The organism is Micromonospora phaseoli (assembly GCF_900109115.1).
Taxonomy (GTDB): Bacteria; Actinomycetota; Actinomycetes; order Mycobacteriales; family Micromonosporaceae; genus Micromonospora; species Micromonospora phaseoli.
In genome coordinates, this window is the sequence record NZ_FNYV01000004.1 from 57,985 (window position 1) to 73,691 (window position 15,707).

Genomic DNA, 15,707 nt, shown 5'->3' on the forward strand with positions numbered 1-15,707 from the left:
CCACTCCTCAGCTTCTCGGCACGTCGATGTCGGTGTCGGTCAACGCGATGGCACCTGCGCCATCAGCACCCTCGTGCAGCGCGCGGATCGCCGCGAGGTTGGCGGCGGCGTCGATCGTGCAGGGATGGCGCCGACCGAGGTAGCGCAGGCAGGTGTGGTGCGTGTCCTCCTGGATCCGGACGGCATCGGTGAGGTCGCCCCGGGCGGCGAGGTGGCCGGCCTGGGCCGTGGTGGCGGTCAGGGTCCACGGGTGGGTGTCGCCGAGTCGGGCCCGTAGGGTACGCAGGCCCCGTTCGCCGTAGCGGACGGCCTGGTCGTACTCGCCGGCGCCGCGCTGGAACAGCCCCAGGTCGACCGAGCAGATGGCGGTGAACGGGTGCCCGGTCTCCAGCTGCCGTTCGTAGCCACGCAGGCAGCGGATGGCGTGTTCGACGGCGACCCCGGCGTCGCCCGCCCGGTAGTAGTCCACAGCCATGCTGAGCAGGCTGGCCCGGGTGACCGGGTGGTCCTCGCCGAACCGGTCCCGGTAGCCACGGAACGTCTCGATGCTGCGCTTCTTGGCGGCGATGGCGAGCCCGAGCCGGCGTTCGGTGACCGCCAGGCTCCGGTTGACGCTCAACTCGTCGAGGTGGCTGGCGGACCGCAGCTCGTGCACCCGCTCCAGCGTCTCGCGCAGGGTGGCCAGCGACAGCTCGTTCTCGCCGGCCTCCCGCTCAAGCGTCCCCACCAGGCACGACGCCCGCCACGTCGCGGGTTCCTCCGGCCCGAACAGCGACATCCGCCGGTCGAACAACTGGTGGGCCAGTCGTAGTGCCTCGCGCGCGTCGCCGTTCAACTGGAACGAGACGGCGAGATTGTGGATCGCCATCAGGGTGTTCGGGTGGTCGTCGCCGAGCACCTCCTGGTAACCGACGAGGGTTGCCTGGTCCTCCACCAGGGCGTCCTCGAAACGCCCGAGACCCCGCAGGTCACCGCCGCGGCCCCGGCCCGCGATGAGGGTCCGGAAGTGCCGCAGGCCGTGACGGCGGCGCTGCTCGCTGAGCACCCGCTCGTCGAGGCGGAGGGCCTCCTGGTGTTTACCCAGCATCCGGTGCAGGTTGGCGGTCTGGACGAACAGCCGCATGGTCAGCTGGTCGAAGTCGCCGGTGGCCGTCCACCGGTCGCAGACCTCCTGTGCCAACCGCACCGCGGACTGCCAGGCGTCGCTGTCGCCGAAGAAGAACAGGTAGCGGACCTGTTTGACCACCCAGTGCCGCACGGGCGCCTCGTCCGCCGTCAACGCACCCGACGGCACGAGGTGCCGCTGCAACTCCTCGAAGACCGGTAGGTAGCGGCGGTCGTCGGCCTCCGGGTCCGTCGGCGCGTAGCCGGCCAGTCCGCGCAGGACCTGGCGATGGCGCTGGCGGCGCTGCGGCTCGGGCATCGCCTCACGCAGCAGGACCTGGATGGCCCGGTGCATCCGCAGCGCGGCGCCACGCCCCCAGTCGATGTCGAAGAGGGCGAACCGGGCACCGACGGTCAGCACCAGGTCGATCTCCCCGGCGTCGAGCAGCAACTCCTCGGCGTCGAGGTCGGCGGCGGCGGCGAGTTGGGTCAGCATCGACACCGACCGCAGCAGCGAAAACCCGATGCCCTCCGGCGAGAGGAACGCAGCGAGCTCGGCGACCCGGATCGCCAACGGCCCGAACTCGGTGTCCCGCAGGGTGGCCAGGGTGATCTCCAGCACCCGGGCCACGGTCGAGGTGCGGGAGCCGGGAATCCGCTCGGTCGGCTCCTCCTCGCCGGGAGGCCGCCGCAGCCGGTCCAGCAGCTCGGCGACGCACCGGCCGACCGCCTCCAGGTTGGGCACTCCCTCGCGCTCCAGGGCCCGGGTGCGCTCGCGGATCCACGCGGTGGCCAGCCGCAGCGCCAGCGGCAGGTGCTCCACCGCGGCCGCGATGGCCCGCGCGTCCTCGGCGCTGATGCCGAGCGTCCGCCGCAGCATCGCGGTGCTCTCGTCGCCGGTGAACGCCGCCACCTCCAGCGGTGCCGGCAGGTTGGAGGAGCCGTCGTCCCGCGAGGTGAACAGCACGTGCCCGGCGCCGGGGCGGGGTAGCAGTCCGGCCAGCACGTCCGCGTCGTCGGCGTTGTCGTAGATCAACAGCCAGCGGGCGATGGCACCGCGCGGCGCCGACAGGGCGGCCACCGCCGCCTCCGCCGCGCCGACGCTGTCCGCCACGTTGATCTCCTGGGCCAGCTCACCGAGGGCCGCCTGGACCGTCTCCCGGTCCTGCGCCGGGATCCACCAGACCACGTCGTAGTCGTAGGCGAAGCGGTGGGCGAACTCGCGGGCGATCTCGCTCTTGCCGACACCGGCGCCGCCGGTGAGGGTCACCGGCCCACCGGCGTCGGCGAGCTGGTCACGCAGCCGTTCGAGGTACTCGCCGCGACCGACGAAGGACTCGTTCCGGGTTGGCAGGTTGGACCGCAGCCGACGTTCCGCCTCGGCCGGGTACCGCGGCGCGGTCCGCAGGTCGCCGGTGGGCTGCGCGGGTGCGATGAGGCCCAGCCGGCTGAGCAGCAGCGGCTGGGCCCGCGCCGCGTCGACCGCCCTCAGGTCGATGACCCGGCTCGGATCCAGCTGTTCGGGGGCGTCCCCGCTGGTCAGCACGCCGAACACCTCGACGTCGGTGTCGGGCGGAGCCGTCAGGCCGGTGCCGAGGGCCTGGACCACCCCCGGCGACAGGATGGCCAGCACCGTGGCGTCGGGGCCGTAGGCCGGCACCACGCCCGATCGCACGGCGTGCGGCTGGACCTGGGCGTTCGCCCGACGGAGCTGCCCGCCGATCCAGTCGGCGAACGGCCGGTCGACCGGCTCGTACAGCACGTGAATCTCGTCGGCGCTCTCGGCCCGGTCCAGCAGCACACCCCGGCGGTACCGGCGACGGATCCGCTCGGGCACGTCGGCCGCCCGGGCCACCGCGCCTCCGCTGATCCAGGAGGCCATCTGCTCGTAGGCCGCGAGGAGACTGTTCTCGCCGCCGGGCGGATCGGCCAGCACGGCCAGTACGTCGTCGTAGGTGTCGTACGCCTGCTCCGGCACCTCCACGATCTCCACGGTGGAGGCACCGGCCAGCCCTGCGGTCGACTCGTCGAGCAGGTTCGCGAACGCCTTGCGGGCTGAGTCGCGGACCGCTCCGTACCACGGTTGGCTGACATCACGCAGCGTCGGCGCCGCGAGCACCCGAATGCCGCCGGTGGCCTCCCGCTGGAGTTGAGCGGCCAGATCCGCCGCCTGCTGCATCGCCTGACGGCGGGGCGGTATCGACACCACCGCGACGTCGCTGAGCATGGCGGTGTAGCTGATGCCCGGCAGGGTGAGGTCGACCGGGGTGTCGATCAGGACGTAGTCGTAGCCACCGTGTTGCAGCAGTTGGCGGGCCCGGACCGGGTCGACCTCCGGCAGGGCGTTGACGTCGAGGCTGATGCCGATCACCGCGAACCCGAAACTCGACCCGGATATCGCGTACTGGTAGAGGACGCCCTGCTCCGGCCCGGTGGGTGCGGTCACCGCCGGCGTCCGGTGCGCGGGCGGATCGGGGTGTGGGCTGATCAGGGCGGCGAGTTCCGCGCCGAGCACCCTGGCAGCCGGGACGGCGTCCACCCGGAACGAACGCAGGTAGTCGTAGACCCTGGGTGTCTTGGTGCACCAGTCCACGGCGAGGACCCGCTTGCCGTTCGAGGCGAGGATCCAGGCGATGTTGGCCACCGCGCTGCTGCGCCCCGTGCCGCTGGTGGGCGAGACGAACGAGACGATGGTGCAGCTGCCGACCGTCTCCTCCCGGCCCGCCGAGCCGGCACGGCCGTGGGCGGGACGCTGCTGCGGAACGTCACCCGGAACAACCGGGGCGTCTTCGCGGTCAGTCGTCGCCATCGATGGCGCTCTCCCAGTCCGCGTACTGGTCGCCGGCAGTGCCGCTGCGGCGCTGCAACCGGTGCAGCGCGGCCCGGAGAACCTCGCTCGGCACGGCGTCGAGCGCGACCAGGTCCACGTCGGTCAGATCGATCAGATCGGAGCGCAACGAGTCCTCCCCGGTGTCCATCCCCCGATCACCGCCTGTCTGCATCTCGCACAATGATCGCGTCGCTAGCCGGACATCGACCGTTGGCCAGATCCGCTGCGTACGCCCATGATAACGGTATGACGTGGTCGCCAGACGGCCGCACGCGGGCCGGCCCGGTCCACCGCCGGGCCGGTCCGGCCGCGATCGCGGCACGAACCGGCAATCCCGGATCAGGCCAAACACGGCGAACAGAGCGCCGTACGTCGATGTATGCTGTGGGCTCGTCGACCACGGCCAACCGGCCGCAGCCAGGACGGTGAAGCTCCTGATGCCCGGATCCGACGACGGCCACCGGCCAGCCGGCGGCACCGCCACCCGGCGCGCTCCGCCGGTCGCCTTCCGCCAGTTCGTGCTCAAGCTGCACAGCCGCTGCGACCTGGCCTGCGACCACTGCTACGTCTACACGATGGCCGACCAGCGGTGGCGGGGCCTGCCCCGGATAATGCCGCAACGGGTACTCGACGCGACCGCCGACCGGATCGGCGAACACGTCCGGGCACACCGGCTCGACCGGGTCTCGGTGATCCTGCACGGCGGCGAGCCGCTGCTGGCCGGGCCGGCCCGGATCGAGGCGGCCGTGTCGGCCATCCGACACGGCGTGGCACCGGTGCCGGTACGGCTGACCGTGCAGACCAACGCCACCCGGCTCGACGAGACGTACCTCAGCCTGTTCGACCGACTCGACGTGCGGCTCAGCATCAGCCTCGACGGCGATCGTGCCGCCCACGACCGGCACCGGCGCGGGCCCGACGGGCAGGGCAGCCACGCCCGCGTCGAGACCGCCCTACGTCGCCTGACCACGGGCTACCCGCACCTGTTCAACGGGCTGCTGTGCACGGTCGACCTCCGCAACGACCCGGTCGCCACGTACCTCAGCCTGCTCGCGCACCAGCCGCCGACGATCGACTTCCTGCTACCGCACGGCACCTGGAGCACTCCCCCACCCGAGCGTCCGGCAGATCCTCGCCAGACCCCGTACGCGCGGTGGCTGATCTCGGTGTTCGACCGGTGGTACCACGCCCCGGGCCGGCCGGTCCGGATCCGGCTCTTCGACGAAATCATCCAACTGCTGCTCGGCGGCGCCTCGCGGCTGGCCGGGGTGGGCCTCAGTCCCGTGGTGGTGGCGGTGGTGCAGACCGATGGTGAGATCGAGATGGACGACACACTCGCCGCCGCCTACACCGGCGCGGCGCGTACCGGGCTGCACGTGCAGCGGGATCCGTTCGACGCCGCCCTCGACCTGCCCACGGTACGGTCCCAGCAGGACGGCGCGGCGGCGCTCTGCGCGACCTGCGGCGCCTGCGACCTGCGACGGGTGTGTGGCGGAGGACTGCGCACCCACCGCTACCGCGCCGGCAACGGCTTCGACAACCCCTCGGTCTACTGCCCCGACCTGTACGCCCTGATCGGCCACATCCGTCAGACGGTGCGCCGGGACCTGGCGACGATGCCCGGGGCGTCGCGTTGATCCTGTCGGTGCACCGGGTGCCGAGGATCGTCCTCGACGAACTCGCCGCCGGCCGTGGCGGCGCGGAGGCGGTGGCGCGGCTGCGGGCCGCGCAGCACAGCAAGACCCTCCTGTTGGTACGCGCACTGCTGTTGCTGCTGCGCGAGACGGCGCACCCCGACCGGGCGGTGGTCGAGGCGGCGTACCACGTGCTGGCCGAGGTCCCCCCGCAGGATCGGATGGCCGCGCTCGCCCATCCGCCCGTCGGCGCGTGGGCGTTCGGCACCGTGTCGCTGCTGGAGGCGGGGAACGCGTCGGCGGCGTACCCGGGACTGCTGGCCGCGGTGGCGGCGACCGCAGCCGTCCGCGCCGGCGCCGACGCGGACCTCGACGTCCCGCTGGCCCCCGGCGCTGCCGGCCGGCTGGAGCTGCCCGGCCTCGGCACGGTGACGCTCCCGGTCACCGCCGCTCGGGCCCGGATCCGGATAGCCGGCGGGCAGGCGCGGGTGTTCGCCGCCGGCGAGCAGGTCGACCTCGGCGACTGCCGGTCGACCGACCGGCGCTGGCGGCCGGTGTCCCGGCTGGACGTCGTCCACGGCGGGCTACCGCTGTCCCTGCTGCTGGACACCCGGACCTGGCGGCACGTACCCGGGCTGGGCGGAGACCGCCGGTTCAGCGATGCGCCGACCGGCGTGTGGAGTTCACGCCTCGAAGGGGCGTGGCGGATCCTGGTCGACCATCACCGACCGGTCGCCGAGGAGATCTCCGCCGTGCTCCGCGCACTGGTGCCGATCCCCGCGCCCCGGACCAGCACCCGCAGCGGCACCTTCCACCACGCCTTCGGCTCGGTGGCCATGTCTCTTCCACCGGATGCCCGGTCCACGGCCGCGGCGCTGGCCCACGAGATCCAGCACGCCAAGCTGGCCGCCCTGACCGACCTGTTCGCCGTGCTGGAACCGGGATCGACAGAGCTGTTCTACGCACCGTGGCGGCCCGACCCGCGACCCTTGGACGGCCTGCTGCACGGGGTGTACGCCCATCTGGGGGTGGCGGGTTTCTGGCGTCGGCAGGCGCGGGTGACGGACCCGGGTGCGGCGCGGCACCACGCGGAGGTCCAGTTCGCCCGGTGGAGCAGGGCCGCCGCAGACACCGCTCGGCTGCTGGCCGCGCAGCGGCGGCTGACTCCGGTGGGTCGGCACCTGGTGGACGGCATGGCCGGCGTACTCGCCCGATGGCTGACGGAGCCGGTCACCCCAGGGGCGACCGCCGAGGCCCACCGGCTGCTGGCCGCGCACCGGGCCCGGTGGGACCGGGACCGGGCACCGACCGGCTGACCACCCGTCTCGCCGTACTCCACTACGCTGGGTCCATGGGGGAGGGTAGCGAGCAGCCGACGCGTCGTGAGTGTTTCGTGATCGCCCCGATCGGCCCCGAGGGCTCGGAGATCCGCAAACGCAGCGACCAGATCCTCAAGCACGTGATCCGCCCGGTGGTGGAGGAGCGGGGTTTCGTCGCGGTACGTGGCGACGAGATCGAACGCGCCGGTCTGATCACCTCCCAGGTGTTGGACCGCATCATCCGCAACGACCTGGTCATCGCCGACCTGACCGACCAGAACGCCAACGTCTTCTACGAGCTGGCGGTCCGGCACGCGCTACGCAAACCGTTCGTCCAGTTGATGGCGAAGGACCAGCAGCTGCCCTTCGACGTGCAGGGCATGCGGACGATCCTGGTCGACCACACCGACCTGGACAGCGTGCACGCCGCAAAGGAGCAGCTCGGCCGGGCCATCGACGCCATCGGCCGGGAGGCGGACATCGTCACCCCGATGTCGGTCGCCCTCACCCTGCAGGAACTGCGCGGGTCGTCGAGCCCGCACGAGGCCGGCCTGTCGCAGGTCATCGAGACCCTGCCGCAGATGATGGACATCCTCCAGGACCTGCAACGTCACCTCGGCGCCGGTGTGGTCGGCATGGCGTCGACCGAGGACGACGACCATCGGCGGCTGCGGACGATGGTCGAGTCGCTGGCCGCGCGGGGCGGGGTGACCGAGGACGAACTCACCGGCCTGCTCGGCGGCGGCAGCAGCAAGTTCGAACGGTGGGTCGAGAACGTCATCCAACGGGCGCGAGGCTCCAACAACCATCGGCCCGTCTGAGCGCAGTCGCGCTCCGGTGCTCGGCCGGCGACCCCCGACCGCGCACCGTTCAGCACGACATGACGCGGGCGTGCAGGTCGGTGACCACCTTGCGGGCCGACTCGAACGCCCCGGCCTGCCAGGCGATGTAGTGGCTGAGGTGGTCACCGGCGAAGTACACCCGGTCGTCCGGCTCCAGCAGCCGGCCGTAGTGCCCGCCGCTGGTCCGCGACGGCCACGACACCCAGCCGCCCTCGGAGTAGCGGGTGCGTTCCCAGGCCACCGAGAACGACGTCTCCAACTCGGTGCGGTACTTCTCGCCATGGATCTTCACACCCTGGGCGACGGCGCGGGCCTCCCGCTCGGCGTGGGTCAAGGCGGCGTACGACTGGGCGTTGGCGCCGAAGTTGTAGTAGCCGACGACCAGGCCCTTGGTGCCGTGGTAGCCGTAGGAGGGGTACCAGATCGTGGCGAGGTCCAGGTTGGTGTTGGTGATGCCGGAGTAGATGTTCTCGTCCTGCTCCCACCACCGCCGGCGGTACTGCAACCCGATCTTCCCGGTGGCGTTCGGGACCGGGAAGGCGAGGGCGTCGCGGACCGGCTGGGTGAGGTTGGACGGGATCTTCGCCAGCACCTGTGGCGGGATGGTGCAGACACAGAAGTCGGCCGTGACGGTGCGCGGCCGGCCACCGGGCCCGTCGTAGACGACGGTGACGCCGGAGCCGGTGTTCGAGATGGACCGCACCTCGGCGCCGTAGGTGACGAACCGGCGGCCCACCGCCTCCTCCAGGGCGTACGCGATGCGGTCCATCCCACCGACCGGCTGGAACATCAGCATCGCCTGGTCGTAGCCGAACTCGAAGGAGATGTACCGGCCGACGCCGCTGGCCAGCACGTCCTCCAGCGGGTACGGCGTGAGCTTCGGCGTGCCGGCCTCGAAGCCGGCGCCCGGCTCCACCTCGTAGCCGCGCCGGTTGGTGCCGGTGTACTTCCAGCTGGCCGCCGGGTCGCCGGCCACCCGACCGCCGATCGCGCCGAAGCCACGCAGGAACTCCAGCAGCCGCTCCTTGTCCTCGCCGGTCAGGTGGCCGTCGAGCGCGCCCTGGTCGGTGGCCTTGGCGAGCAGTTCGGAGACGTACCCGTAGACGTCCGCCTTCGCCTCGCGGTGGCGGATCGGCTGGCCGGACAGCGCTCCGGCGTTCTCGTTGACGTAGTAGGCGTCGGCGTTCTGGTTGCCGAAGATCTCGATCGGCACGCCGAGTTCCCGGCAGTAGTCGAGGGTCACCATGTGCTGGGCGATACGCGCCGGGCCGGCGTTGAGGTACTGGCCGCCGTTGAACCGGGCACGCTGGGTCTGCCCGTCCAGGTCGGTCTCGGTGGTGCCGGCACGGACCGTCCAGTTGCGCCCGCCGGGGCGGGTACGGGCCTCCAGGATCTGCACCCGGTAGCCGGCCTTGCCGAGTTCGTACGCCGTGGCCAGGCCGGCGATGCCGGCGCCGAGGACCACGACGGACCTGGCGGACCGTCCGGTCAGGGTGAAATCGGACCGGTCGGGCGCCCGGAACGGCGGCGCCGCCTGCGCGGCGGGCGCCAGGCCCAGCGCACCCATCGTGCCGTAGAGGACACCCGCACCGCCGGACACGCCGACGGCTTGCAGGAACTGCCGCCGCGTCGTTGGAATCGTCACCCGCCGCCTCCTCACAAGATCGAAGGATGACGATCTCAGCGGCAGGTTTCACCGACGTGGCCCGCTGGTAACGCCTGTCGGTCGACGTCGACGTTAGGACGGATCAGCCATGGTATGCCCGACATTGACAGCAGAATAGCGGTTGGTCGATTACTGGCAGTAGTCGGATCTTGGATAACGCCTGGTCGTTCAACTACTTAACGTGATCGCGTTAGGCCACCGCCCTGATGTGGGCGGTCGTACCGGCGCACCTCCGCCGGAGTAGTGAAACAGGAGCGACGCATGTCCCATCACATCGCAAGCCGCCGCCTCGCCGTACGCGGGCTCGTCCTCGTGCTCGCAGCCGCCGCAGTGACGGTCCTCCCGGCGGTGCCCGCCTCGGCGGCCGTGCCGGGCCTGGTACGGATCGCCGCGGTCAGCGCAACCAACTCCACCGACTTCCGCTCGGTCACCGCAACCTGCCCTGTGGGCAAGCGGCTCATCGGCACCGGATACGAGATCAATGGCGCCTTCGGCGAGGTGGTGGTGGACGACCTGCGGCCCAACGGCAGCACGGTCGCCGCCCCCACCGCGGTGACCGTCGGGGCGTACGAGGCGGATCCGTTCGCCGGGAACTGGAACGTCACCGCGTACGCGATCTGCGCCAACCCGCTGCCCGGTCTGGTCCGGGTGACGGCGGTCAGCGCCACCGACTCGAACGACTTCCACAGCGCCACCGCAGCCTGCCCGACCGGCAAGGTGCTGACCGGCACCGGCTTCGAGTTGACCGGCATCACCGGCGACGGCGTCGTGGACGACCTGCGCCCGAACGGCGGCCCGGCCAGCGCGCCCAACGCCGTCACCGTCGGGGCGTACGAGGTGGACACCTTCCTGAGCAGTTGGAACACCCGGGCGTACGCGATCTGCGCAAATCCCGTCGCCGGGCTGGCGCGCATCACGACGGTCAGCGCCCTGAACTCCACCGACTCCCGCTTCAGCACCGCCACCTGTCCCGCGGGGAAGGTACTCACCGGGAGCGGCTTCGAGGTGACCGGAGCGCTCGGTGAGGTGGTGGTGGACGACTTCCGACCCAACGGCTCCACCATCACCGCGCCGACCGCGGTCACCTCGGGGGCGTACGAGGAGGACCCCTTCGCCGGCAACTGGCAACTGCGGTCGTACGCGATCTGCGCGACCAGGTAACCCGTTCGCCGGCACTCGAGGTCCATCCGGGAGCCGTCCCGTCGCAGGGGCGGCTCCCGGCCGGGATCCCGGGATCAGCCGAGGGCGAGGCGGTCCCGAGTGACTACCGATTCCCACGACTATGGATATCCGATCACCCGTTTGGGACACTGTTACTGATCTATGTCTCTCACGCCGGGTGGTGTCATGAGCGATTCTGCGAGCGGATCAAAATACCTTGATTTTCTCCATGTCGAGGGGGAACGCCTCGGGTGGATCTTCCGCGACCGGAACCTGTACCGGCACCGCTTTCCCGAACCGTACCCGACCCTGGAACCCGTACGCGACGAGGTGTTCTTCGACGCCGCGACGGCGAGCATGGACAAATGGCCCCGGATGCGGCGATGGTTGAAGATCGGCTTCGGCGTAGCGCTGGTCCTACTCTGTCTCGGGATTTTCGGCCAGGGACCATCCGACAATCTGGGCGTGATTATCCTGATCGGGCTTGCGATTGCGGTGGGTGGCGCCATGCTGAGCCGGTCCAAGACCCGGTACCTGGAAACTGGGCCAGAGCGGGAGCGGGAGCGGCAACTGCAGCACTACGAGGCCGAGTGCGCGTGGTGGGAGGAGCGCCGCGAGCAGTTCGACGCCATGGAGCGGGAGCGGGTCAGCGGCTATCTCGAATGGGGGGCCGCGATGCTGCCGCCGACGACCCGCCGGGTCGACATCGTCGGCGGCAGCGTCTGGGGCTGGGAGGCGCTGCTGACCGTGACGGGGGCCTCGATGCTGCGGACCAGGGGTGCGCTGACCCTCGTCGACTTCTCCGGCGAAGCCGTCTGCCACGAACTGGTCTGGCTGGCCAGGTCGGTCTCCGTCGACGTCACCGCCGTCCGACTGCCCGAGCAGATCAGCGAGACGACGCTGCTGTCCGGCATGGACGGACGAGGTCTCGTCGACAGCCTCGTCGAGGCGATGCACGGCGACGCCCCCGCCGGTCGGCGGGCCGAGCGCGCCCAGGACGACCGCATCCTTTCGACGGTCTGTCGGGCCCTCGGCGAGGACGTCACGATTCACCGGATCTCCGCGGCGGTCAGCGTCCTGCTCGACGAGCCGGGCGACTTCCCGGAGCTCAGCGAGGCCGAGCGGGAGCACATCAGCGACTCGCTCTTCTCGGACGAGTTCCGGCGCCAGACCCACCCGAACCTACGGCGGATCGAATCCCATCTGTACCCGCTGCGCGAGCTGCTCACCGCGACCGACCGCAGGGAGGCCCGGCGCGATCTGGGGCAACCCGGGTTGACCTGCCTCGTCTACGAGAACGCCGCGCACAACGCCCGCGAGGAGTTGCTCAAGGAGTTGGTGTTCCAGGGGTTGATCCAGCGGCTCGCCTCGCCCGAGCGGTTCGTCGGTCCGCTGGTCATCGCCGGCGCGGACGACCTCAGCCACCGGCACATCGAGCGGCTGACCGACCTGTGCGTACGGCGTGGGGTCCGGCTGGTGTTGATGTTCCGTCACCTGCGGGACTCGGCGGTCCGCGTCGTCGGCGCGGACGTGGTCGCGTTCATGCGCCTGAGCAACCACGAGGAGGCGGCACGAGCGGCCGACTTCATCGGCCGACAACACACATTCGTCCTCAGCCAGCTCACCCGCACGCTCGGCGGCAGCCAGACACACTCGCAGGGCACCAGCATCGGGTTCTCGGACCAGGTCAGCGGCGGCCAGTGGTTGAGGCAGGTCAGCCTCGGCCGGAGCTGGACCCACACCAGGACGGTGGCCGACAGCCTGAACTGGAACGACTCGGCGAGTGAGCAACGGGTGTACGAGTACGTGGTGGAGCCCCGCACCCTCCAGGATCTGCCGGACTACGCGTTGATCGAGGTCACCCAGGGCACCGGGAGACTGTCGGTACGCAGCGTGGAGTGCAACCCGGACATCGTCTCCCTTTCCCGGGTCACCACCGGCGCGTTGCCGGACCTGCCGCTTCCGGACCCGTCGGAGGCGGCGGTCCAACCGGGGGGCGAGCCGGACGAGACGCCGCTGATCGTGCCCGGACAACCGGGCTCGCCCGGACGCCCGCGTGCCGCCTCCTACGACGAGTCCGAGTGGGCCGAGGAGCACTACCCGGAGGACTGGCGGTGACGCCTCCGGTCGACCCGGGCCCGGACGTCCGCGGCTGGCTGGAGCAGGTGGCGGCGTACCGGATCGTGGAGCTGCCCGGGATACCTGCGCAGGTGGACCGCGCCCAGGGTGATCCGGGACGGCGGCAGCGGCTGGCCGCCGTCGTCGCGGCGTACCACGCGGCTGCCGCGGCCGGTGGCGGCGGCCGCGTCGTCGTCGGCTGGTGTCGGCCGGACGAGCAGAGCGGCGTGCACGTCTTCACCGGCGGCGGTGTCGAGGCCGCAGGCGTGGGTGCTGCCGGTCGCCACCGGTCCAGCCTCTTCGCCGGCTCGGTCGGCCTGGCCTACCCGGCCGGGGCCTTGACCGCGGTGCTCGACGCACTCCCCTGCTGGACGCGAATCGCCGGGATCACCGACAGCCTCGTCGAGGAACACGACGACCGGCAGATCCGCACCGACCTGCGCCCCCGGCTCGACGATTGCCTGCTCGGCGTCTGGCAGGGCGCCTTCGCCTGGCTGCTGGTCGCCGACCCGGTCCCCGCCGACGAGGTCGCGGAGCAGGCCCGGCAGATCGCCGCCCAGGAACGCGACGCCAAGGCCCGGGGCGCGTCGCCGACCCAGGCGGTACGCGCCGCGCGGCTCGGACGCCGGCACCGGGAACTGGCCGCCGCCGAGACGCTCGGCTGGTGGCGGATCGACCTGTTGGCCGCCGGTACGACGCCGACGGCCGCCGCGGCCGTGGCCGGCCTGCTCTGCGCCTCGGTCGACCTGCACGGGCTGCCCTACGCCCTGGCGCCCACCCGGGCCTGCGGCGACCTGACCGGCCTGCTCGGGCGGGCCGAACTGGCCACCGGGACCGGTCTGTCGGCACGACCACCGGGGCCACGGCCCATGCTCGTGGGTGGCTCGTTCCTCGGCAGCTCGCCGCTGCTCGCCGCCCTGGCGGTCCCGCCGACGGAGGAGGCGCCCGGAGTGCGCCTGACCGTCCGGTCGGAGTTCGACGTCACCCCGGAGACCACCGACGTCGAGGTCTGGCGGCCCACGGCCGCCGGGGCGGTGGAGGACGCCAGGACGGACCGGGGCGCGGGTCGGGTCCGCGCCGACTCGATAGCGTTCGGTGCGGTGCTCGACCGGCACGGCAACGTGGGCACCGAGTTACGGGTGACGACGAGCAGCCTCAACCGGCACACCTTCGTCTGCGGCGCGACCGGGGCGGGCAAGTCGCAGACCGTACGGCACCTGCTCGAACAGGCCGCCGGGGTGGGGCTGCCGTGGCTGGTGATCGAGCCGGCCAAGGCGGAGTACCGGCGGATGGCCAACCGGCTGCGGGGGGCGGGCGTCGTCGCGGTCCGCCCCGGCGAGGGTCGGGCGCCGCCCGCGGGGTTCAACCCGCTGCGGCCGGTGCCGGGATTCCCGCTACAGACCCACACGGATCTCGTCCGCGCCCTGTTCCTCGCCGCCTTCGACGCCGACGAGCCCTTCCCTCAGGTACTCGCCGCCGCCCTGGCCCGTTCGTACGAGCAGCTCGGGTGGGACCTGACCCTGGGTGAGCCGCGACGGCCGGGGCACCGGCCACGCTATCCGACCCTGGGTGACCTGCAACAGGTGGCGGAGGAGGTGGTGGACCAGATCGGCTACGGCCGCGAGGTCGCCGACAACGTGCGCGGCTTCATCCGGGTCAGGTTGGCCAGCCTGCGGCTGGGCACCACGGGCAGCTTCTTCGAGGGCAGCCACCCCATCGACGTCGGGCGCCTGCTCGACTCGAACGTGGTCTTCGAGATCGAGGACGTCGGCGACGACCGGGACAAGGCGTTCCTGATGGGTGCCCTGCTCATCCAGCTGACCGAGCACCTGCGGGTGCGGGTACGCCGGGAGGACTCCCCCGCTCAGGTGACGCTGCGGCACCTGAGCGTCTTCGAGGAGGCGCACCGGCTGCTGCGGCGCACCGACCGCCCCGGCCCGGCCGCGCACGCGGTGGAGCTGTTCGCCGGGCTGCTCGCGGAGATCCGCGCGTACGGGGAGGGCCTGGTGATCGCCGAGCAGATCCCGGAGAAGCTCGTCCCCGACGTCATCAAGAACACCGCGGTGAAGATCATCCACAGGTTGCCCGCACGCGACGACCGGGACGCCGTCGGCGCGACGGTCAACCTCACCGACCGTCAGTCGGAGTTCGTCGTGACCCTCCCGCCCGGCGTCGGTGCCGTCTTCACCGACGGCATGGACCACCCGGTGCTGGTACGCGTACCGGACGGCACCGACCGTGAGACGGCCGGGCCGCCCGCCACCGCGGACCCGTCGACGATCACCGGCCGTCGCAGCGCCAGCTGCGGCGCGGTCTGCCTGGCCCAGCCCTGCACCCTGCGGGACATGCGCCGGGCGCACCTGCTGCTGGCGGAGCTGCCCTGGCTGGAGCTCTGGGGCGAACTGGCGGTACTCGGGCATCTCACCGGCTGGCCCACCCCGGCCATTCGCGCGGAGCTGATCCAGGTCCTGCACCTGATGCCGGTACGGCTGCGCGAGTGCGCCCTGTCGCACGCCGTCGACGGTGCGGTCGCCGCGCGGTCCGCACAGCTGTCGAACCGGTGCGACCCCGACGAGCTCGCGAGGCACGTCGTCGACTCGCTGCACTGGACGGCGTTCGGTGGCGGGCAATGCGCGGAGCAGGAGACCGACTTCCTCGCGCACCGATACCGCTGGGCCGTGCTGCGCGACGACCTACGGGCCGAGGCGGCCGGAGCGGAGGCCGGAGCGGGACGATCCGCGCGAAGCGCCGAGTGGGCGCGGCGATACGGGGTGGAGATTCCGGGCCGTACCGTGACCGAGCAGTTCGCCGCCGTCTCGACGTTGCACGACAACGACCAGCAGGACCGGGTGGCCTGCCGGGTCGTCGCCTTCGGGTCACGCATCCCGTCGGTCATCGAGACGGCCGTGGGGGTCGGATACGACACGCCGACCTGGCCCGACCGGCTCGCGGGGGCCGTCGCCACCCATTTCGCCGCCTGCCGATGGCCGATGCGGGTCCTTTCCGCCGGGCAATACGACAGAACGGAGTGAC

The 15,707-nt window shown here is 71.7% G+C and carries 9 protein-coding genes; 6 read left to right on the forward strand and 3 right to left on the reverse strand.

Annotation, left to right across the window (positions count from 1 at the left end):
* Nucleotides 1-7: 7 nt before the first annotated feature.
* On the reverse strand, nucleotides 8-3,913 hold the full coding sequence (fxsT, locus tag BMY89_RS11815; RefSeq protein WP_092379502.1) for an FxSxx-COOH system tetratricopeptide repeat protein: 3,906 nt from the start codon (nucleotides 3,911-3,913) through the stop codon (nucleotides 8-10).
* Nucleotides 3,900-4,106, reverse strand: a complete 207-nt coding sequence (gene fxsA / locus BMY89_RS11820) for an FxSxx-COOH cyclophane-containing RiPP peptide (RefSeq protein ID WP_092379505.1) — start codon at nucleotides 4,104-4,106, stop codon at nucleotides 3,900-3,902. Before fxsA ends, fxsT begins: the two co-directional genes overlap by 14 nt.
* A 265-nt stretch (nucleotides 4,107-4,371) precedes the next feature.
* Here fxsA and BMY89_RS11825 point away from each other — a divergent pair, with 265 nt between their 5' ends.
* Genes BMY89_RS11825 through BMY89_RS11835 form a run of 3 tightly spaced genes read left to right on the forward strand, consistent with a single transcriptional unit; the run spans nucleotide 4,372 to nucleotide 7,708 of the window.
* Entirely contained in the window at nucleotides 4,372-5,571 is a 1,200-nt protein-coding gene (locus BMY89_RS11825; RefSeq protein WP_092380308.1) for an FxsB family cyclophane-forming radical SAM/SPASM peptide maturase, read from the forward strand.
* A gap of 17 nt (nucleotides 5,572-5,588) precedes the next feature.
* On the forward strand, nucleotides 5,589-6,884 hold the full coding sequence (locus tag BMY89_RS11830; RefSeq protein ID WP_170147643.1) for an HEXXH motif domain-containing protein: 1,296 nt from the start codon (nucleotides 5,589-5,591) through the stop codon (nucleotides 6,882-6,884).
* Between the two features lie 35 nt (nucleotides 6,885-6,919).
* Complete coding sequence (locus BMY89_RS11835; protein WP_139217933.1) at nucleotides 6,920-7,708, forward strand: hypothetical protein; 789 nt, start codon at nucleotides 6,920-6,922, stop codon at nucleotides 7,706-7,708.
* Nucleotides 7,709-7,757: 49 nt separating this feature from the next.
* Here the strand turns inward: BMY89_RS11835 and BMY89_RS11840 are convergent, their stop codons facing one another.
* Complete coding sequence (locus BMY89_RS11840; protein ID WP_092379514.1) at nucleotides 7,758-9,374, reverse strand: flavin monoamine oxidase family protein; 1,617 nt, start codon at nucleotides 9,372-9,374, stop codon at nucleotides 7,758-7,760.
* Between the two features lie 282 nt (nucleotides 9,375-9,656).
* Between BMY89_RS11840 and BMY89_RS11845 the strand changes: the two genes are divergently transcribed.
* From BMY89_RS11845 to BMY89_RS11855, 3 genes are all read left to right on the forward strand, one after another.
* Entirely contained in the window at nucleotides 9,657-10,556 is a 900-nt protein-coding gene (locus BMY89_RS11845) for a hypothetical protein (protein WP_092379517.1), read from the forward strand.
* 186 nt (nucleotides 10,557-10,742) lie between these two features.
* A complete protein-coding gene (locus BMY89_RS11850) occupies nucleotides 10,743-12,674 on the forward strand; it encodes a hypothetical protein (RefSeq protein WP_092379520.1) in 1,932 nt (643 codons plus the stop codon).
* On the forward strand, nucleotides 12,671-15,706 hold the full coding sequence (locus BMY89_RS11855; protein WP_092379523.1) for an ATP-binding protein: 3,036 nt from the start codon (nucleotides 12,671-12,673) through the stop codon (nucleotides 15,704-15,706). The genes BMY89_RS11850 and BMY89_RS11855 overlap by 4 nt, the downstream gene beginning before the upstream one ends.
* Nucleotide 15,707: the final 1 nt, after the last annotated feature.